This window comes from Spirulina sp. 06S082, from assembly GCF_034932145.1.
In the GTDB taxonomy this organism is placed as follows: Bacteria; Cyanobacteriota; Cyanobacteriia; order Cyanobacteriales; family Spirulinaceae; genus CCY15215.
Map to the genome: position 1 here is coordinate 1 of NZ_JAYGHV010000393.1, position 20049 is coordinate 20049.

At 40.1% G+C, this 20049-nt stretch carries 21 protein-coding genes and 2 pseudogenes; 13 read left to right on the forward strand and 10 right to left on the reverse strand.

Going from position 1 to position 20049, the window contains the following annotated elements:
* Positions 1-822: pseudogene (locus tag VB714_RS23240) on the reverse strand (ATP-dependent helicase); the annotation flags it as partial.
* Positions 823-988: 166 nt separating this feature from the next.
* Between VB714_RS23240 and VB714_RS23245 the strand changes: the two are divergent.
* The gene (locus VB714_RS23245) at positions 989-2413 is read left to right on the forward strand and encodes a WGR domain-containing protein (protein WP_323227192.1); all 1425 of its coding nucleotides are present in this window, start codon (positions 989-991) and stop codon (positions 2411-2413) included.
* Positions 2414-2508: 95 nt separating this feature from the next.
* Here the strand turns inward: VB714_RS23245 and trxA are convergent, their stop codons facing one another.
* Both trxA and VB714_RS23255 read right to left on the reverse strand, forming a co-directional pair.
* Entirely contained in the window at positions 2509-2874 is a 366-nt protein-coding gene (gene trxA, locus VB714_RS23250) for a thioredoxin (RefSeq protein WP_323227230.1), read from the reverse strand.
* A 76-nt stretch (positions 2875-2950) separates the two neighbouring features.
* The gene (locus VB714_RS23255) at positions 2951-3670 is read right to left on the reverse strand and encodes a DUF726 domain-containing protein (RefSeq protein ID WP_323227193.1); all 720 of its coding nucleotides are present in this window, start codon (positions 3668-3670) and stop codon (positions 2951-2953) included.
* A gap of 34 nt (positions 3671-3704) precedes the next feature.
* On the opposite strand from VB714_RS23255, the gene VB714_RS23260 reads away from it, so the two are divergent.
* Together VB714_RS23260 and VB714_RS23265 are read left to right on the forward strand one after the other, a co-directional pair.
* Positions 3705-4478 (forward strand): ABC transporter permease, encoded by a 774-nt coding sequence (locus VB714_RS23260; protein ID WP_323227194.1) that lies wholly within the window; start codon positions 3705-3707, stop codon positions 4476-4478.
* A 24-nt stretch (positions 4479-4502) separates the two neighbouring features.
* Entirely contained in the window at positions 4503-5450 is a 948-nt protein-coding gene (locus VB714_RS23265) for a thermonuclease family protein (RefSeq protein ID WP_323227195.1), read from the forward strand.
* Here the strand turns inward: VB714_RS23265 and VB714_RS23270 are convergent.
* From VB714_RS23270 to queC, 4 genes are all read right to left on the reverse strand, one after another.
* Positions 5437-6033, reverse strand: a complete 597-nt coding sequence (locus VB714_RS23270) for a phycobiliprotein lyase (protein ID WP_323227196.1) — start codon at positions 6031-6033, stop codon at positions 5437-5439. The genes VB714_RS23265 and VB714_RS23270 overlap by 14 nt on opposite strands.
* A gap of 55 nt (positions 6034-6088) precedes the next feature.
* Positions 6089-6643 carry a phycobiliprotein lyase gene (locus tag VB714_RS23275; protein WP_323227197.1) on the reverse strand — a complete coding sequence of 185 codons (555 nt, stop codon included), beginning with the start codon at positions 6641-6643 and terminating at the stop codon, positions 6089-6091.
* Positions 6644-6721: 78 nt separating this feature from the next.
* Entirely contained in the window at positions 6722-7303 is a 582-nt protein-coding gene (locus VB714_RS23280; RefSeq protein ID WP_323227199.1) for a Uma2 family endonuclease, read from the reverse strand.
* Positions 7304-7333: 30 nt separating this feature from the next.
* Complete coding sequence (queC, locus tag VB714_RS23285) at positions 7334-8017, reverse strand: 7-cyano-7-deazaguanine synthase QueC (protein WP_323227201.1); 684 nt, start codon at positions 8015-8017, stop codon at positions 7334-7336.
* A 229-nt stretch (positions 8018-8246) separates the two neighbouring features.
* Between queC and rarD the strand changes: the two genes are divergently transcribed.
* Positions 8247-9137, forward strand: a complete 891-nt coding sequence (rarD, locus tag VB714_RS23290) for an EamA family transporter RarD (protein WP_323227202.1) — start codon at positions 8247-8249, stop codon at positions 9135-9137.
* 53 nt (positions 9138-9190) lie between these two features.
* Here rarD and VB714_RS23295 read toward each other — a convergent pair.
* A pseudogene (locus VB714_RS23295) lies at positions 9191-9517 on the reverse strand (transposase); the annotation flags it as partial.
* Between the two features lie 246 nt (positions 9518-9763).
* Between VB714_RS23295 and VB714_RS23300 the strand changes: the two are divergent.
* The 6 genes from VB714_RS23300 (at position 9764) to VB714_RS23325 (ending at position 16023) form a co-directional block, all read left to right on the forward strand.
* Entirely contained in the window at positions 9764-11794 is a 2031-nt protein-coding gene (locus tag VB714_RS23300; protein WP_416309774.1) for an RHS repeat domain-containing protein, read from the forward strand.
* A gap of 5 nt (positions 11795-11799) precedes the next feature.
* Positions 11800-12504, forward strand: coding sequence for a hypothetical protein (locus VB714_RS23305; protein WP_323227203.1), 705 nt, complete (start codon positions 11800-11802; stop codon positions 12502-12504).
* Between the two features lie 56 nt (positions 12505-12560).
* Positions 12561-14447, forward strand: a complete 1887-nt coding sequence (locus tag VB714_RS23310) for an RHS repeat-associated core domain-containing protein (protein ID WP_323227205.1) — start codon at positions 12561-12563, stop codon at positions 14445-14447.
* A 25-nt stretch (positions 14448-14472) separates the two neighbouring features.
* Positions 14473-15294 (forward strand): formylglycine-generating enzyme family protein, encoded by an 822-nt coding sequence (locus VB714_RS23315; protein ID WP_323227206.1) that lies wholly within the window; start codon positions 14473-14475, stop codon positions 15292-15294.
* A 78-nt stretch (positions 15295-15372) separates the two neighbouring features.
* The gene (locus VB714_RS23320) at positions 15373-15528 is read left to right on the forward strand and encodes a hypothetical protein (protein ID WP_323227208.1); all 156 of its coding nucleotides are present in this window, start codon (positions 15373-15375) and stop codon (positions 15526-15528) included.
* Between the two features lie 54 nt (positions 15529-15582).
* The gene (locus tag VB714_RS23325; protein WP_323227209.1) at positions 15583-16023 is read left to right on the forward strand and encodes an RHS repeat-associated core domain-containing protein; all 441 of its coding nucleotides are present in this window, start codon (positions 15583-15585) and stop codon (positions 16021-16023) included.
* A gap of 24 nt (positions 16024-16047) precedes the next feature.
* Here VB714_RS23325 and VB714_RS23330 read toward each other — a convergent pair whose 3' ends face one another.
* Positions 16048-16359, reverse strand: a complete 312-nt coding sequence (locus tag VB714_RS23330) for a hypothetical protein (protein ID WP_323227211.1) — start codon at positions 16357-16359, stop codon at positions 16048-16050.
* A gap of 107 nt (positions 16360-16466) precedes the next feature.
* Here VB714_RS23330 and VB714_RS23335 point away from each other — a divergent pair, with 107 nt between their 5' ends.
* Positions 16467-16691: a hypothetical protein gene (locus tag VB714_RS23335; RefSeq protein ID WP_323227213.1), complete on the forward strand. Its 225-nt coding sequence runs from the start codon at positions 16467-16469 to the stop codon at positions 16689-16691.
* A 147-nt stretch (positions 16692-16838) separates the two neighbouring features.
* Here VB714_RS23335 and VB714_RS23340 read toward each other — a convergent pair whose 3' ends face one another.
* Entirely contained in the window at positions 16839-17567 is a 729-nt protein-coding gene (locus tag VB714_RS23340) for a Uma2 family endonuclease (RefSeq protein ID WP_323227215.1), read from the reverse strand.
* Positions 17568-17609: 42 nt separating this feature from the next.
* Between VB714_RS23340 and VB714_RS23345 the strand changes: the two genes are divergently transcribed.
* Complete coding sequence (locus VB714_RS23345; RefSeq protein WP_323227217.1) at positions 17610-17804, forward strand: hypothetical protein; 195 nt, start codon at positions 17610-17612, stop codon at positions 17802-17804.
* 57 nt (positions 17805-17861) lie between these two features.
* Complete coding sequence (locus tag VB714_RS23350) at positions 17862-19856, forward strand: HlyD family efflux transporter periplasmic adaptor subunit (protein WP_323227219.1); 1995 nt, start codon at positions 17862-17864, stop codon at positions 19854-19856.
* Positions 19857-20049 lie beyond the last annotated feature (193 nt).

Sequence of the window (20049 nt, forward strand, 5' to 3'; positions counted from 1 at the left end):
CGTCCCTGCGATTTTGCGATCGAATTGTGCGGTTTTTGGGGTATGGGTGAGAATTTCGGCGAGTATATTTTCGCTAAAGTGACGTAGCAGAGTTTGCGGCTCGTAAGATTGTGATACTTCTGTTGGTGTATTAAATCCAGTAGCACAAGCGAGGGGCATAGCTTCCGCATAGTCTTGTAAGATCGTTTCGTAGCGATCGGAAACAATTTCCCAACTGGGATAGATAGCAAAATAATTCGTTTTCTTCCTTTTTTTAGCTTGAGTAGAAGCAATTTGCTGATATTTCAACGCAGGAATATATTCATCTTTAAAAATAATCTCTCTGAGGGTGCGAGTGTAACCATACCAAAAGAGTAAATCCGATCCAAATTGAAGATTATCAGCACTGTAAGTCGCGAGAAAGTGGAGATCGTTTAAAAGTTTAATAATATTATTAACCGTTGCATGATTATAACTTCCCAGTTTAACGTTTGTCCCTACTCGATAGCAACTAATCGGCCAGCATTGTAAGTTAAAATCTTCCGGAAGTTCAGTTTCTAAATAACGAGCCAGTTCCCATGAAGGAAGAGGAATATTATCATGAGTAGGAAGGAGAAAATATTGCGGGCGAATTTTTTCTGTTAACTCATCCAAGGCGATCGCAATGCCTAATTTTTCTTCGAGAAAAGTTGCTAAACCACCCCGACGCAAATGAAAGGGATGAATATTCCCCGACGGTTTTTCTGCAATTTCATCCGTTTCTATCCACAGATAAAATTCTCCTTGCTGCACAAAATCTTCTGTATTGTCGGGAATCCAAGTTCCATGTAAAATGTTAGTCATCAGATCGCAATGATAAATTTTTGAGGTTGCCAAGCAGAGTAACGATCTCTTGTACTCCCAAGCCAAGCGATCGCGAAATTGGCAATATTCTACCAAAAAAAAGTAGGGTTGGCGTTATCTACAAAAAAAACTATCATAGTGCAAGAGCATTGAATTGGAGGCGATCGTGTCAGAAGAAAGAACTTATCTCGAATTATCCGAAGCAGGTGATGGCTCCCATAAATTTTACGAAGCGATTATTAATGGGACAGAAGTTACAATTCGCTATGGACGCATTGGCGATCGCGGTCGTAGCCAAACTAAAACCTATCCTACTCCTGAAAAAGCCAAAGCGGAAGTAGAAAAGAAAATTCGTGAAAAACGTCGCAAAGGATACGAAGATGCTGTTATCGGAGTGCGAAAAAAACGCCCTGTTACTCGCAGAGAAATAACCAGTACGCGATCGACTGCAAAAACTGCCCCGGTTGTCTGGAAATTTGCCTCGGGTTCTTCCGCATTTGGTATCTTTATTGCTGAGGATCGCTGTTGGTTAGGCAATCAAAAAGGGCATATTTTCGCCCTGACACCCACAGGAGAAGTATTGCAACAATTGAGTTTACCTGATGGGGTAAAATGTATCGTCGCTGATGATGATTGGTTGTATGCGGGTTGTGATGATGGGAAGGTCTACGATCTCACGGGTAAAATCCCCCGTGTTGCTTATGAAATAGCCCCAGATGTTGATATTTTTTGGTTAGATATTAAAGATGGTATTTTAGGGGTTTCTGATGCCAATGGTAGCGTGGTGGCGATCGACCATGAAGGCGATTCTCAATGGACTCGAAAAAGCAAAGGAAATCATGGCTGGATGGTGCGTTGTGATGAAATTGGACTCTATCACGGCCACAGTCAAGGCGTAACTATGTATGATTGGGAAGATGGGAAATTAATTTGGGATTTGCCTACAAATGGAGCAGTTTTATTTGGTTGGCAGGAAGAAGGAATGGTTTATGCTAGTACGGGACGCAATCAAGTTTTTGCGATCGCGAAAAAAGGAGAAATTAAAAGCATTTATCAATGCGATGCTCCTGTTTATTCTTGCGCGACGGCTGAAGCAGGTCAATATATTTTTGCTGCCGATAATCAATCTTCTATTTATTGTTTTAATGAGTCGGGGGAACGTCTTTGGAAGTTAGGAACCGGTTGTGGATCGGCATTTTCGATGCAGTTCTTCAATGCTCATCTCTACATTGTCACCACCAATGGTTCTTTAGCTTGTATTGATGCCAGCGAAACCGCAGTTCAAGCCGCAAAAGTGGGGACACTTCCGGAATTGGTGAATATAAAAGCACCCACTAATATAACGGCTGTAGTGGCTTCTAATACCTTAGAAACAACTAATAATGCTGGGGTTGGGGTTATGGTAGAATGCGTTAAAATTAAAGGAAAACTTCGTGTTCGCGTTGTTTCAGAAGGATACAATTCAGAAATTAATGTTCAGTTTCCTAAAGAAATTCGCACGGAAGGAGCGCGTTATATAGTGGATGAAGTCAGAGAGTCTGCTCGAGGAGGATTTTATCGTACTTTTGGGAACATTAAAAAGTTAGTGTGATATCTTTTCCTCTCCTTCTGTAGGGACGTTAAATTTAACGTCCCTACAATGTTATTATAGGTTATGATAGACAACAAATTGCACGATAAACTGGTTTAGTCGGCAAGATGCTTCTCTAACATTTTTTGATATTCTTCATAAGTTGCTTTCCCAACAAAAGTTTCTACTAATTCTGCATCTTTGAAAAAGAGAACAGCAGGAATACTGCGAACGTTAAATTTTTTGGGAATGGATTTATTGGCATCAATGTCAATCTTAACAACAGTCGCGCGATCTTCGTATTCTTGCGCTAATTTATCGATCAAAGGAGCAATGACGCGACAAGGACCGCACCAAGGGGCAGTAAAATCAATGACAACTAGAGAATTATCGGCGATACAACTATCGAAATCGCCTTCTTGAATGTATGTTGCTTTTTCCATGACAGAGTTTTGATTTGTACGTGGATAAAAAAGATTTATTGATTTTTAATATTTCTCTTTTGTCTTTAGGATACACTATAAATTCCTTTCTGGGATTAAATTCACGCTTATGCTTTTATTGCCAATATCCTTGTTTAACCAGTTCTTGAAACACTGAGAGATAATTGCTAGGAGAATATTTTGCCGTTTTCATCCAAGGAGTAGCATCAAAATTAATGATTTTTTCGTGTTTTTCTGAAATGGGTTTAATGCCACAAGGACTTCGATCCCATTCGAGAATCTGACAAAAACGAGTCAAAACTAAATCTTCGCAATTATAAATATTAATCAATTTTCCCTCAACTCTGGAAGCGGCTAAAGCCCAATTTCTGACCGCATCTCTGCGAATTGTTCCACCAAGGAGTAAAACATTATGAAGCTGAATTTGTGCTTCTGACCAGTCTCTCATGGTATAGTAAGCCACGCGAGCGCCAATAGAAAACCCCATTAGAGAAACAGATGTTAAAGCATTTTCAGAAATTATTTTAGGGAGGTAACTTTTTCCTACTCTTCTAATATAGTTTTTATGTTTATGCCAGTAGACGATCGCATCGGTTTCCAACCGTGTTAAATGCTCCAAAGAGGGGCTAAAATTCGAGCGATCCCACCAAAGTGCATAGATTGAACCTTGCCATCCCGCTTGGCGAATGACCTGCCACCACTGGCTATTATTTGGGTTATTGTGTGGGTTATCGTGCGGATCGTTAATGCCTTCCGAGAGAGAACCATCAATGAAAATCAATGCCTCGGGATTTCCTAAAGACGGCGCGATCGGGATTAAGTAAGGTTTTTCCATACTTAAATTTTATCACAACTTGCCTCTAATTTTTATGAAATATTGGATCGAAAGTCTGGCAGTTACTCGTCGAATTTTAACAGAATTATTGCGTCGTCGTCGCAGTTTGTGGTTTTGGCTATTATTTCCCGTTACCGTTCTTTTATTGAATGGTTATATTTTGGCAGAACGTGCCGAACTTCCGCTTTCTATGGCATTAAAATTTGCGGCACCTTCTACCCTCATCGGTGCAGCTTTCTTTTTTAGTTGTGTTGGGGGAACCGTGGCGGTTATCGTGTCAGAACGGGAACAACAGACCCTGAAACGCTTATTTTTATCCCCCCTCAGTGGAACTTCTTATTTTTTAGGTATTTGTGGGGCCCAGGGGGCGATCGCCATCGGGCAAACTTTAGTTATTTATACTTTAGCTGTATTTTTGGGCGCATCTTGTACGGGGTCTTTATTCTTGGCGATTTTAATTCTTTTTCTGAGTATTATAAGTTATGTGGGTGTGGGTTTTATCTTGGGAACGCAACTAGCACGAAGAACGGAAGATGTCAATACTTTAGTTGCTGCTTTTGGGGTGCCTTTATTGTTAGTGGGAGGGGCATTTTTTCCGACTTTGATTTTTCCGGAAAAACTCTTACAAATTGCCCAATTTAATCCTATTTTCCACATGAATGAGTCTTTAGTAAAGGTTTGGGCGGATGGGGCAAATTTAGCGGGAATTGGTTTACATTTTAGTTTACTCTGCGGTTTTGCGGCGATCGCGATCGCCTGCGGATGGTTATCCTATCGACAGATGTTATTGAGAGAACGAAAATTGTAAGCATTCACTCGAAAAAAAGGAGTCATGGCCGTGGAACGAGGAACGACAGTTGAAGCAACAGTACATCGGGTTGTAGATGGGGATACTATTCGCGTTTTTCTGCCTGGTATCGAGAAAGATGAATCTCTTCGCATTCTGGCGATCGATACAGAGGAATCAAATGCAGGAAATAGTAAAGCCGTAACGCCTTGGGGAGATAAAGCCAAAGAACGAGCGGAAGAACTCTTTCAACCCAATGATATCATAACGCTAGAATTTCCGGGAAATGAAGATATTGAAACCTGTTTGCAACGCTATCGCGGTAATTTTGGTCGCTTGTTGGTTTTTGTTCATAAAGGAGAAATTGATTTTCAAGAAACGATGATTGCGGAAGGATATAGCCCTTATTTTGTCAAATATGGTAATGCAATCTTTCCCGATAAACACCAACGATATATCCAAGCAGAACGCAAAGCACAAGAAAAAAATCTAGGAGTCTGGAATCAAATTACAGTGAATCAAACTGAAATTAATAATTATGCTGCTTTGGGGACATGGTGGCAACTTCGAGCCAGAATTATTGATGAATATCGCCGCATTAAACCCCAACATCAAAATTTATTTAACTCTCGTTTAGATTTCTTCAAATTGATTGAAAAAGCGAAAAATAAAACCTCAGAACAGGTGACTATTTTTACAGAATTGCGATCGATTCGGCGTATTTCTCAACGCAGTGGTTTAATTAAAATTGGCTCTATTCAACAACCATTTAGTTTATTTTTGCCCGATCTCGATTCTGAAACCGGACAAGAAACGATCGCCTTACTAAACTCCCGTTATATTAGTCGAGAAAATACTTATCCTCGTCGCAGTTATGCTTATGTTACAGGCACTTTAAGATTATTTAAAAATGCGCCGCAAATTTCCATTGTTTCCCCTGCACAAATTACCGATGAAATGCCCTCTGGAAATGGAACAATCACCAACCCGTAATAGCGGCGATCGCCTCTTTATTGTCTTCAGATTTCTCTTGACTAGAGGGTTCTGTTACCCGCAGTTCCGTGCAGAAAGTCGCCGTATTAAACCCCCCAAATCGCTGTACTGTACTCGTCCGCAAACGCAAATCGGGGCTGGCAAACCAAAACCTTTCTGTTACACTCATGGTCTCATATTCAGTGATTAAAATCAAGCCGTCATCCTCATCCATCTCGTAATGACCTGCAACGGGAACGATTTCCGCATATCCCCTTTCCCGCAATAATTGTCCTTTGCGGGGATTTTCGGGGTCGGGAATAAGGGCGAAAACCGTATCTCCTTTATGATCTTCTCCTTCTTTATCCCATGCCATTGCCCCTTCCCAACTAACAAAAGCACCCCCGATCGCCAAACTCGGATCGAATTCGTGCATTTTACAAATTTCGACAATTCGGGGATGATCTTTTAAAAGAAAGTCTACACTAATATCCGAGCCGCCAGTTTCAGCACGACGAAAGGGTAAATGATGGGTTGTCCGTTGCGATCGCCATTTTCCTGCACTCTGCTGAAAGAATTCTTCTGCATCTTTAATACCGTTCATTTTGTTTGCTCCTAAAATAAAGAAAATTAACTTCAATCATGAATAATCGTTTATTCTACCGTTCTTTTTGTTCCACGCCAAAACCGACGAGAATCATATTTTCTAACGGCTGACCTTCGGGAGGACGTTGATAGTTGTAAATGCGACGAATTCGCAAGTTAGGATTGATCAACGAGATAGAATCAACAGAAACAACACGGGTGTAACGAGTCGTCATCAATAACTCTTGGGTACTCCCATTAAAGCAAAAATGAGAAACGATGGGGCGAGATTCTTCGTAGGCTTTATCCCGAAGATAGTCTCCTTCAAGAATTAAACCATTTTCGTTTTTCGGGACAAAGAGAAGATTAAGTTGTTGAGATACTTCTTCCCCTTTCTCAGATACAGTATGGAAAGCGAGAGCAAATCCTGGTAATGTTTCAACTTGAGGAGGAGGGATGTATTGATTATCAGCAACAACTTTTAATTTTAAAGCAGATGTGAGAGCATTAATTTTAAATTCGGTGCGCGATCGCTCCACTTCTTGATGAGTAAGATAGTGATAAGTTCGTTCTGTTGTCCAGTTACCGAGGCAATGCTCGAAAAATTTGTGAAATTTTGTTAAGTCCATTTCAAGATTTTCCTCTAATTTTCTCGCTTTATTTTAGGCTAAGAGATGCAAAATGGGGAAAATATAACTCAAATATCTTTAAATTGCCTGGAGGTCAACCTCTTCGTATAAATCGCGAAAGGAGACTTCATAAGCAATTGTTCCTAGTTTTAAAAGAGAATTTTCTCCATTATACTCTTGAAAGCTCCAACGATTCTCTGATTCTTTAACCAATTGTTCGACGTGAAAACTATACGGGTCAATTAAAATATATTCTTGTAGTTCTGGTATTGAGCGATAATGGGTAAATTTTTCTCCTTTGTCATAATTTTGGGTTGACTTTGACAGAACTTCAACAATTAAACAAGGATTAACAATTGTCGTGCGGTTATTTCCTTCATAAATCGGTTTTCCCGCTACAATCATAACATCAGGGTAAGTATATTGAGTATAGTCTGGAATCCATAAACGCACGTCTCCAATAAAAGATTGATAACCTTTTCCTCGCATCCCAAATTTAAAGTATGCAGCAAAATTAAGAGCAATTTTGTTATGTTCTGTCGTTCCACCTGTCATGGAAATAATTTCTCCATTGCGATATTCGTTTTTGTAAGCTGCTTTTTCTTCTAACTCTAGATATTCTGCTGGAGTGTAATAGCGTTTTTGAGTTTGAATTTGCATTGCTTTATTGCCTCCGTCCGTTACTTGATTTTAAGATAATTTGCGTCCGATCGCGGTGCTTAATTCTGGATATCCGGCTGCAATGAGGGCTCGATCGCGGATGCGACAAGAATCGCATAAACCGCAAGGTTCCTCTTGTCCTTGATAGCAAGACCAGGTTAAGGCGATCGGCACGTTTAATTGTACGGCACGTTTAACAATATCAACCTTAGAATCTTCTACAAGAGGGGCGATTAATTGCGGTGCTTTTCCCTCTAATCCAGCTTTGGAAGCAAGAGATGCTAAAGTTTGATAAGCCTGCAAATAATCGGGACGACAATCGGGATAGCCAGAGTAGTCGATCGCATTAATTCCCAAGTAAATTGCTTCTGCTTCTTTGGCTTCCGCTAAGGAAAGAGCAATGGCAATAAATACGGTGTTTCTGCCTGGGACATAGGTAGAAGGAATAATATTAGTTTGTACGCCATCTTGAGGCAATTTTAAAGCCGTATCCGTGAGAGATGAACCTCCCCATTGCGCCAAGTTAACATCAATGGTAAAATGCTCTTTAATATTAAAATGGGCGGCGATATTTTTAGCAGCTTCAAGTTCTTTTTCGTGCCGTTGACCATAGCGGAAAGAAAGCGCGATGATTTGATAGCCTTCTGCAATTGCGATCGCGGTAGTTGTGGCAGAATCTAGTCCCCCAGAGAGTAAAACTATAGCTTTTTTCATGTTAATTTTTTATAGCTCAATTCAAAAATACCATTCCTAGTGGTCTGTCATACTTAAAATGATGAGTATAGCCCGATCCGCCAGGGATTGAAAATCCCTGTCTCATACAAAAAATCCATTGAAATGGATTAGGGTTATGGCGATCGCCCGACCCGTAGGGGTTTGGTCTCCAAACCCTCTCCTCCAAACCCTCTCCAAACCCTCTCCTCTCCTTAAGTAATAGTTCTGCATGGAAGATAAATCTCACGATAATTCCGGTATTCTCTACGCATTTTTAGCTTATGGAGCTTGGGGACTGCTGCCAATTTATCTAAAATTTTTTGGTTCAGTGTCTGCGGTTGAAGTGCTTTGCCATCGTATTCTTTGGTCAGCCATTCTTCTCGTTATTATCCTCACCTTACAAAAAAGACTTAAAGAAATACAAAAATTGTGGCGATCGCCGCGCCTGTTAATGATTTTACTCTCAACGGCAGTGTTACTCACTTGTAATTGGGGCATTTACATTTATGGAGTCAATAGCGATCGCGTCGTGGAATGCAGCCTCGGTTACTTCATCAATCCCTTATTTAGCGTCCTTTTAGGGTTCTTTTTTTTGCAAGAACGGCTGAACTATTGGCAAATCCTGTCCGTGATTTTAGCCGCACTGGGAGTCGGGAATTTTATCTGGGATTTTGGGCAAGTCCCTTGGATCGCCTTTGCCTTAGCTTTTTCCTTCGGATTATATGGCTTATTGCGAAAAGTAACAGTAGTGCAACCCATGTCCGGTTTAGCGGTGGAAACCCTGCTCATTTCCCCGATCGCCTTGGCTTGGGTGGGACATGGGGCGATCGCGCGATCGGGAAATTTTGGCCAGAGTTGGCTGTTAAGTTTTTTGTTCATCGGCTGCGGAGTAATCACCTCCCTGCCCTTACTCTGGTTTAATAATGCCGCCCGACGCTTGCAACTTTCAACATTAGGACTCATGCAGTATATTGCCCCAAGTTTGCAATTGCTGTTAGGGGTTTTTCTTTACCATGAACCCTTTACCCGCACCCATCTCATTTCTTTTAGTTTAATTTGGACAGCACTGGCAATTTATTCAGGCAATTCATTATTAAACACTCGACGTAAACCCCCTTAAATCGGACTAATAGTTGTCGGGCGTTGCATAATAGAGACATGAATCTTATGTTGTCAATAATCTCTCCCTCTATAATGAAAGATAATGAGTTTCGTCAAAAAGAGACGATTCCAGAAAAACTGACAAAAAAGAAGACAAAAAACCCGCCGAAGCAGGGTGACGAGATTCATGACTAAAAAAGTAATGGCAATGGTTGTTTCGGAGGTATTAGAAAGTTTAGCCATGACGCGATCGAGACTAAATCTTCGCTTACCTTGCCCAAACTTTCCCTCGATTCTGTTGCGAATTTTTTCATCTTCTCTCGCTTGTTTTTTCGCTTCTTTGCTAACATTTTTTGGCGGCCTTCCTAAAGGCACTCCACTGATTCTAATCTCTCTCTTGGTGCGCGTTGAGTAGAAAGTAAAGACCCAGAAGGAATCATTACGAAATACGAATACGACGATCTAGGTCGTCTCAAAGCCGTAGTCCAAACCTTAAATGGAGAAGAAATCAAAACAGAATATTTCTACGATGAAGCCGGTCGATTAATCGAAGTCAAAGATGCAGAAAACCACATCACGTATTATGAATACGACCAAGCAGGACGACGCATTGCTGTTGAATTACCGGAAGGACAACGGGCAACGATGACCTATGATGAAGTGGGGAATCTGGAAACTTATACGGACTTCAATGGAGAAGTAACTAGCTATGATTACGATGCACAGAATCGGTTAGAGTTGAAGGATTTAGAAAATGATATAGATGTGAGTTATACCTATACTCCAGATGGTCAGATTGAAACGATAACGGACAGTCGAGGAACAACGGAATTTAAGTATGATGAGTTGGGTCGGTTGTTATGGAGAAAAGACCCAGATGGAGAGCATTTAGCGAATGGGAATACAATTGAATATCAATACGATGATGCAGGAAATGTGACGGAAATTAAGACTCTTGCGGGGACAATTGAGTATGAATATGATGAGTGGAATCGATTAGAGAAGGTGATAGAAGGGACTGAAACAACGAGTTATAGTTATGATGAGTTAGGGAATTTAGAGCGGACAGAGTTTCCGAATGGGACGGTAGAAATGAGAACCTATGATGAGTTGTATCGGTTAAAAGTATTGGAGGTGAAGGATGTTAATGATACGGTGTTGGCGAAGTATGAATATGAGTTGAGCGATGCGGGTTATCGGGAGCAGGTGAAGGAGACTTTATTACAACCGGATGGGACGATAGTAGAGCGGACGATTGATTATGATTATGATGAGTTGTATCGTCTGTTGGAGGCGGCGATATTGGGTGGGGAGATGGTAGAATATGCTTATGATGATGTTGGCAATCGTTTGAGTCAAACGAGTTCTCAAGAAACACGGGAGTATGTTTATGATGAGAATGACAGGTTGAAGGAAGAAAGGGTGAATGGGGTTGTTGTTGTTACTTATTCTTATGATGATAATGGCAATTTGAAGATGAGAGAGGAAAATGGAGAGGAAGTTCATTATCTTTGGGATGACCAAAATCGTTTGGTGACGGTGCAGACTTCAACAGAGACGATTCATTATGCTTATGATGATGATAATTTTCGGGTTTCTCAAACGGTTGGAAGTGAAACGACGAGCTATTTATTGGATAAGAATCGTCCTTATGCTCAAGTTTTGGCTGAGTATACAAATGGGAATCTAGATGCAAGTTATGTTTATGGTTTGGATTTAATTTCTCAGGAACGAAATGATGTTGATTCTTATTATTTAGTGGATGGTTTGGGAAGTACGAGGGGATTGACGGATGAGAATGGTAATGTAACGGATGTTTATAATTATGATGCTTATGGAAACTTGATTGATTCTGTTGGAAATAGTGAGAATAGTTATCTGTTTGCTGGGGAGCAGTTTGATGAGAATTTAGACCAATATTATTTGCGACAGCGTTATTACGATCCCAGTGTAGGACGCTTTACAAGAAGGGATACTTATGAGGGGAATAATTTTGATCCGATTACTTTGCATAAGTATTTGTATGCTGGAGCTAATCCGATTAATTATATTGATTCTAGTGGTTTTATTGCTTCTCTTGCTGAATTTTCTACCGCTACGGCTCTACAAAAAGGAGCTATATTAGCATTACTAACGCATTCAATTACGCTTGCAGCGAATCCTCCAGAAAGACTTGGTGGTTTTGGAGCGGGATCACAACCCACATTAGACGATTTATCTCCTCGTCCTCGCGATCCAAGAGATTCCTTACTGCAAAGACTGTTGAGTTATCCTGGAGGTTTCGGGGCTGGACAACAACCCGATCTTCCTACTCATACGGGACATTCTCCGGATAACACCATATACGATCTGATTCGCTATATTTTTGCGAGTATTCCAGATTACATAAATGATCCTTTATCAATATGGGGGAAAACCGCAGAAGAAATTCAGCAAGAATTTGAAGAGAATGGCTATGAAGCTAATATTGAGCAAAGCACAAAAGGATCTAAAAAATCTAAACAAATTAGAATTAAACATCCAGAAATTAGTAATATTCAAGTACATCCGGGAGGTGGAAGACATATTACACCATATTACAAAATTTCGACCAGCACACAAGGAAAAATTTGGGTAGTTCCCAAAGATTTCAAAGTCGATCCGGGTATGAAAGGCACAATCGTTTCTATTCCTTAAAAATCATGAAACTTGTAAAAGTCGATCGCGTTCATTCTGAACAAGAAGTAGAAATACTTCAAAATCTAGGAGTTAATGCAATTACTGTAACTTTATCTAGTGATAGTCGATTTAACGATATGCGATCTATTGATAAAAATCGCATATCTTCAATTAAAAAAATAATAAGAGAAAATACATTATTTATTGGAGAACTTTCTTTTGAGAACTGCTTTAACTTTTTGGACTTTGTAATTGACGTAAAATTTGATTATATCCAGCTATATTCTGAAAGAAATCAAACATTACCAATTAAATTTTGCAAACAATTAAAATCTAAAGGAATAGGTTTTATATATTCTAGCCTCGAGGCATCTTATGATACCGATCCTTCTTGGATACTCAGAGATATACCAGATCAATTAGAATCTAATACTGACTTTTTTCAAGTTGATTTACTGCCAGATGTCAATGATTCTTGGCAGTTTTTGAAAGAAAAATGTCCAGATTTTCCTGATGAATTACAATTGTCTGATATTAATGATTTGGCAAGCAAATATTCACTTTTAGTTACTACAGATTTTTCAGAAGAAAATATTGAGGAAATTGTAGCTTCACTTCAAAATATTAAGGGTATTAGCTTTGTTTTAGGTAATAATCCAATTAGAAATGATATTCACTACTTTAACTATTCGGAAGTATTAAAAATACTGCAAAAGTTAACTCTATAGCTAGAGTGGTAGAGATGGCCGATCTGGTAGAAAGATCGCTTATCGCGTAGGGTGCGTTGGCGAAAGCAAAACGCACCGCATTAATATGTTATGACAAGATTGCTCAAAAGGATGAGAAGGGGGATTTGGTGAAGGTGATTGACCGGGAGAAGAATGAGACGGAATTATTCTATACCCTCACCGATGCCAACAGCAAAGTAACTCGTTTTACCTACGATGAGTTTGGTAATGTCAGAACCGTCACCGATGCGAAAAACAACATCACCGAATCAATATACGATGAGAAGGGGCAATTGGTGACAACAGTTTACGCCGATGAAACAACCATTGAAAGCGACAATCCCCGCATGGTCACGGTATATGATGCAGGAGGACGAGAACGAGCTTCTATCGATGCGGAAGGGGTTATTACTCACTATATCTACGATGTGGCGGGACGATTGGTAGAGACGATTTATGGGGATGAAATCTCTTTATCAACCTTCCTTGCGGAAATGGATTTAGGGACTTATCAACCGACGGAATATACCCTTGCTGGTGTGGATTGGACAAAGGTTCTCTATCCGGTAGCGACTCCTTTACGAGTGCTGAATGCCGATTTACCTCGGACGAAAACAGAATATAGTGAAGACGGACGAGTACAGGCAGAAATCGACATTGTTGTTAATTATTCTTATGATGATAATGGTAATTTGAAGACGAGGACAGAAGGAGGTGAGACGGTTAATTATGTTTGGGATGATCAGAATCGTTTGGTTGAGGTGCAGAGTTCAAGTGGGATTGTTAATTATGTTTATGATGATGATAATATTCGGGTTTCTGAGACGGTTGGAGGGGAGATGAGGAGTTATTTATTGGATAAGAATCGTCCTTATGCTCAAGTGTTGGCTGAGTATAACAATGGGAATTTAGATGCGAGTTATGTTTATGGTTTGGATTTGATTTCTCAGGAGCGTGGAAGTGTTGATTCTTATTATCTTGTTGATGGTTTGGGAAGTACGCGAGGGTTGACGGATGAGAATGGCAATGTTACTGATGTTTATCATTATGATGCTTATGGAAATTTAACGGATTCTGTTGGCAATAGCGAGAATGATTATCTGTTTGCTGGTGAGCAGTTTGATGAGAGTTTAGACCAGTATTATTTGCGTCAACGTTATTACGATCCGAGTGTTGGAAGGTTTACTCGAAGGGATACTTATGAGGGTGATAATTTTGATCCGATTACTTTGCATAAGTATTTGTATGCTGGGGCTAATCCGATTAATGGAATTGACCCAAGTGGTTTGTTTACTAACAATTTAAACGAAATACAAGTAGCTCTTACTATTCTCGGAGTCTTATCTAATTCCTATGGATTAGCAAGAAATACTTATTTAGCACTAAATGCAGATAACAATACTGATAAATTGATTCATTCAATTGATGCTGGAATGAATCTACTAGGTCTTTTCTTGCCTTTCATGGGTCCCGGAGCATCTTCTGGGCTAGCATCTGCTTCTGGAGGATCTTTCGGTGCTGCATATGTTGCAAATACATCTCGATTAGTGGGTTCAGTCTTGATTCCAACCAGTCAAGCTATTGGTAGTGCAGTTTTCATGGCTGCCCATCAGGCAGAATGGGAATTGTATGATTCGAGCGGAAATGAAGTAGAGAGTGGAGAGGTCAAAAGCGGCGGTACAAGTCCCGGAAGACGATTAAATTGGCAAGAACAACTGTTAACCCATACAGAGCGAAAAGTTCTTAGTGCATTAGAGGGATCTGTTAATGAAGGAGATATAGTAGTAGTGCGTGGAACTTTGCCTCCATGTAACCCTGGTAATCGAGGTTGCCAACGTGCAATGCAAGAATTTGCTAACAAAAAAAATGTAACTGTCATTTATGAGCATCTTCTGCAAGGAAATCGAGGGAACTTTAAACCTTATATTTATAAACCTCAATAATAAATGAATACAACTTAAATACAATATGAACGAACAAGAAATTAAAAATTATCTTTACGAGCTTTTCACAGAAGAAATTTTTGAATCTCTAAAGAAAGAATTCACAATTTTAATATCTTCTGATGAAGATACTAATCCAAATCCTATATTAATACATCGAGCCACAAATTTAGAATTTAGTTATATTCCTAGTGGAGAATTTATTATGGGTTTTAGTGAACAAGAAGAAAATTTTGCCAAAAACATATATGATCCGATACCAGCTAATCTTGATGAAATGCGTCCTGTCCATCGAGTTAAAATCAAATCCTTTCTGATCTCTCGATATCCTATTTTGTGTGGCTTTGCAAGTCAATTTTGCGACTTAGATGATCAAGAAAATATCTCGCCCTTTTTTCCTGCATTTTTGACTAGAGCTGAAGCTGAATATTTAGAAAATGAAACAAAATTGCGCTTACCTTATGAAGAGGAATGGGAGTATTGTTGCAGAGCCGGAACTAAAACATTGTTTATCTTTGGAAATAATTTGATAGAAGAAAAAATACTCGAAAAATGGTTGGCTTTTGATTTTTCAGATGTAACACAACTAATTCCTAATCCGTTTGGATTATATGGTATGTTTGTGGGTGAATGGTGTAAAGATGAGTACAGACTAAACTACAATCATAATGCTCAAATCAAAAAAGGAAATTATGTAATTCGAGGAGGAGGGGCAATCTTTTGGCCTTGGCAAGACCAAGAGTGGGTATGGTGTATGTCTGCAATGAGAATGTCATCAGAGAATCTGCTAGAAGATGGCCGATGTGGATTAAGATTAGTCTATGAACTTGACAACTCATGCTCATAAAACATAACCCTATTTTGTCACTTTGGGAAAACGGAAGGGAATGAGACGGTTAATTATGTTTGGGATGACCAGAATCGTTTGGTTGAGTTACAGAGTCCGAATGAGACGATTGGAGGGGAGACGACGAGTTATTTATTGGATAAGAATCGTCCTTATGCTCAGGTTTTGGCTGAGTATATTGGTGATGATGAGATTGCGAGTTATGTTTATGGTTTAGATTTGATTTCTCAGTAGCGAGGAAGCACTGATTCTTATTATTTGGTGGATGGTTTGGGAAGTACGAGGGGTTTGACGGATGAGAATGGGAATATCACAGATGTTTATTCTTATGATGCTTATGGTAATTTAACGAATTCTGTTGGCAATAGCGAGAATAGTTATCTGTTTGCTGGTGAGCAGTTTGATGACAATTTAGACCAGTATTATTTGCGTCAACGATACTATGATCCGAGTGTAGGAAGGTTTACACGAAGAGATACTTATGAGGGCGATAATTTCGATCCCATTACGCTTCATAAGTATTTGTATACTGGGGCTAATCCGATTAATGCGATCGATCCGAGTGGTCTTAATTTTTTGTATTTTTCTCTAGGAGGATTAACTCTTGTTGACCATATTATTCCCAAGAACCCTGCCGATCCATCAGTAACACCAGGTACGAATAGTTATAAAAATGCAAGAATTATTTCAAGGGCCAGAAATCGGGCAAAATCAAACAAATATCCATAATTTTGATATTTGGCATTGTTTATTTTAGTTTGAGTTATCGTCCTTCAGGAATCGAAACCAATCATGTTCTATGGATTCACGTATAGCAGCCCACCCGAGAGGCAAATCAGCTAAAATTTGTATAGAAGAGTCTAGCTCTACAATTTTTTTTAGAGAAACAACCATCGCATGATCTACTGAGACATCAGAACCAGAATGAAACTGCCAACAACCATCATCCGAGTCATGAGACACATATAGAATAGGTATCCCTTTTTTGATAACATCGGTAGTTGCTAAAACAGCTACATTTGGTGGATTTTCAAATTGCCAACTTTTATTAGGTAACTTAGCCATAATTTTTCAATACTTTAAACGTCCTTTCATCTCAATTATACCAGAAATGTTGAAATGTACATTTCAACATTTCTGAGCAGAACCCCTTAGAACGTAGAAAAAAAACTATGAGTCTAATCAAAAAAACACTTGATAATGGCTTAATTCAAGCAGGTACTTTTTCTGAGGAGAGAGAATTCCAAATATGGGATCTATCTACAAAAAAAATATTGGCTCGTATAGAAAGAGAATGGGATAATTTAGGTAGAGAACCAAATCCTGGAGAAATCGTTTGGTTTATCACAACAGAGAAAGGAGACAAAGAAGCAAATCGTTTGCAATCTGGAGAATAAATTAAGAATAATACAGTGCAATCGCATTTCTAGAAAATCAGGGTAAGCGATCGCGTTTTATTGACAAACTCAAAATGGTGCGATCGCTGGGGTAAAATTGAGGGAAGTAGCGATCGCATTTCTGAGAGGGTTTGAAAGAAGGCGATTTCAAGGCAGAGTATTAGGATCGATACCCAATTGTATAAGGCGATCGAGTAATTGTTGATTTTTCTTCTTTTCTTCCTCTAAAGCCACTCGAGCGCGATCGCGTTGCTCAACAACCTCAACAAAATCAACAAAACGCTCTCCATCAGGATGAAATAGAACCAAATCTCCCTCATTTGTTGTAAATCTTATCCCCAAAAGCGGACTTATCCATCCTTCCATCTGAGAAATTTCGTTCAACTTCTTCCCCTTTCTCAACCATCCTTGCAGCCGATTCTTTTTAGGATTGTAAAGATAATATTCCTTAATGCCATGTTGTTGATAAAACTTAAACTTTGTGTCCATATCCTTCTTCTTATTACCCGGAGACAGGATTTCAAAAGCCACTTGTGGAGCAATATTGTCCTCTTTCCACTGCATATAAGAACCCCGATCGCCTTTCGGTCGTCCGAAAACAACCATCACATCGGGAGCCTGTCTTTGGGGTTCTTCTTGTTCAATAATTTGTTTTTGGGTTAACTGAACCGGATACCATAATAAATCGGCAGCAATAAAAACATCATCTCTGTCCTTAAAGAGAGCATCGAGACCCCCTTTAATGGTGAAAATTAAGCGTAATTGAGTGGTATTATCAGCCAAGGGTTTACCGTCGCTATCAGGATAGAGAAAATCGTCTTCGATGGTTAGAGGAGAAAGTTGTTGTACCATTGCCTCAAAGAAAGAAAGAGTCAATACATTTGACTCCATTATAGAGAATGAATCAATCATCAAAACTTGTCAAGGAAAAATTTGATTTTTGGGGCAAGTCAAGAAAAATGGAGAAAAGCGATCGCCATTGCCGCTCCCGACTCCAACCCCATCCTCCTCACTCCCACCTTCCTCAACGGAAAAAATCGACAAGGAAAACAGAACTATATCTGTGCTGAGTGTTCGCGAATACAAAGCCGTCCTTCTAGGACGGGGTTTTAAACCCAATTTTCTGATAAAATGAGAAAGCCTCTTGACCTCTAGCGATCGCATCGACCCATGAACGGCAACGGATTCAAACCCAAAAGACGGCGCATTAACTTTGCGGACAAAAAGAGCGATTACCAGAAACCCGTACAAGCGCCCAAAACCGACTCATTATCCGCCTCAGCCCTTGCAACTCAACAGGGTGGACAAAGCGGACAATTAGTTAAACCAGAACCATCACAACAAATTGCTTATCCAGTCTTCGAGCAACCCGTGATCTTGCGCCAGTCTCCGTTATGGTCTCGCCTCATTGTCTGGACAGTTTTAGGGGTTGTGGGGTTTGGCGTAACTTGGGCATACTTAGCAGAGATAGAACAGGTTGTTCCCGCTCAAGGTCAACTCAAACCCCAAGCAGAGGTTAAAGAAGTACAGGCTCCTCTGGAAGGAGTCGTTGAAGCGATTTTTGTCAAAGAAGGAGATGTTGTCGCACCAGGACAAGTTTTGATGGCCTTCGATTCTACCGCCGCCCTTGCGGAATTGGCCACCTCGCGATCGCTGAAAAAATCCCTTGAAGAAGAAAATAAACTCTATCGAAGTCTAATTGAAACCAAAGATGCCAACACGATCCGCAAAGCGATCGCCGACTTGAAACTTCCCTCCAGCATTCTCTTACTCACCCGCAACCGAGAAGAACTCATTGCCGAAAATCGCGTTTATCAAGCACAATTGGGGGGAAATGACACGAATTTAGCCGCCAATCAAAAGGCGAGATTGCAAGTCGCCAAAGCTGAATCGCGATCGCGGGAAAGAGCAGCCGAATTAGGAGTTGTTCAAGTTGGCAGAGAACTGCAACAAAATCAAGTGAAAATCGCTGATGCGAAAGCAACACTCCAAGCAGATCGCCAAATGATCGGTCAAATGCAGCAGCGTATTCAAGAAATGGAGCAGCGTATTCAACAAATGCAGCAGCGTATTCAAGAAATGCAGCAGCGTATTCAAGAAATGCAGCAGCGCGCTCAACAAATGCGGCAGCGCGCTCAAAATGAAATTCGAGGTAAAGCCGAGAAGCTGGCCATTGAAGAAGGAATTCTCAAAAAGATGGCTCCGATTGTCAAAGAAGGAGCAATGGCAGTGTATCAATACGACCAACAGCGCCTCCGGGTGAGCGAAATCCGGTCGGAAATCCAACAAATACAAGATAATGACAGCATTGAACAAGATAATGCCCGTATTGAACAAAGGAATGCCCGTATTGAACAAAGGAATGCCCGTATTGAACAAGATAATGCTCGTATTGAACAAAAGAATGCCCGCATTGAAATGCAAGAGCAGTACAAGCAAATCAACACGGGGCAAGCTAATATCCTCCAGCTTAATGAAGAACGGCAACGTTTAATGGCAAATATCGGCCAATCCCAACAAGAGTCTATCAATACATCTGCCGTGACAATTAAAGACGTGCAGGACTCGATGGCGCAAAATAACAAGCGCATCGCCGAAATTGACAGCCAACTCATTCAAGCGGTTCTGAATATTGTCGTCAGTAACGACAAACAAATTAAAGAACTCAACGGTAAGATCCTCCAAATCGAGAAAACGTTGCAAGATCAAGAAGTTACCGCCACCGTTGGCGGAAAAGTCTTCGATTTACAAGCATATCGGGGCTTTGTCGCCAATCCCAGCGAAACACTCCTCTCTATTGTTCCGGAAGATGATTTAGTGGCAGAAATTTTTATTACCAGCGAAGATATCGGTTTTGTGCGCGAAGGAATGAAAACTGATGTTCGTTTCACCTCTTTTCCTTTTAGTGAATTTGGCGATGTTAAAGGCGAAGTTATTGCCATTGGTTCCGACGCACTTCCTCCCGACGAGATTCATCAATACTTCCGCTTTCCGGCAAAAGTGAGCTTGAATACCCAATATCTCCTCGCTAACGATCGCCAAATCCCTTTACAATCTGGGATGGATGTGACCATTAACATCAAAGTGCGTGAAAATCGCAAGGTGATCAGTTTATTTACCGAACTATTTACCGATAGCATTGAAAGCCTCAAAGAAGTTCGGTGATAGTTGATAGTTGATAGTTGATAGTTGATAGCAATGTGCTGGGCGGGACAGGGTGCTTTTGTAATTTAATGGGTTAATGCTATTAAAATAATATTTTCCCTGATGCGATCGCCTCCTTTGCAAGTTATCCTTATAGCGGCTTCCCTATTCTAGAAATATTTCCAAATCTAAACTTAAGTTCGACTTAAACAAA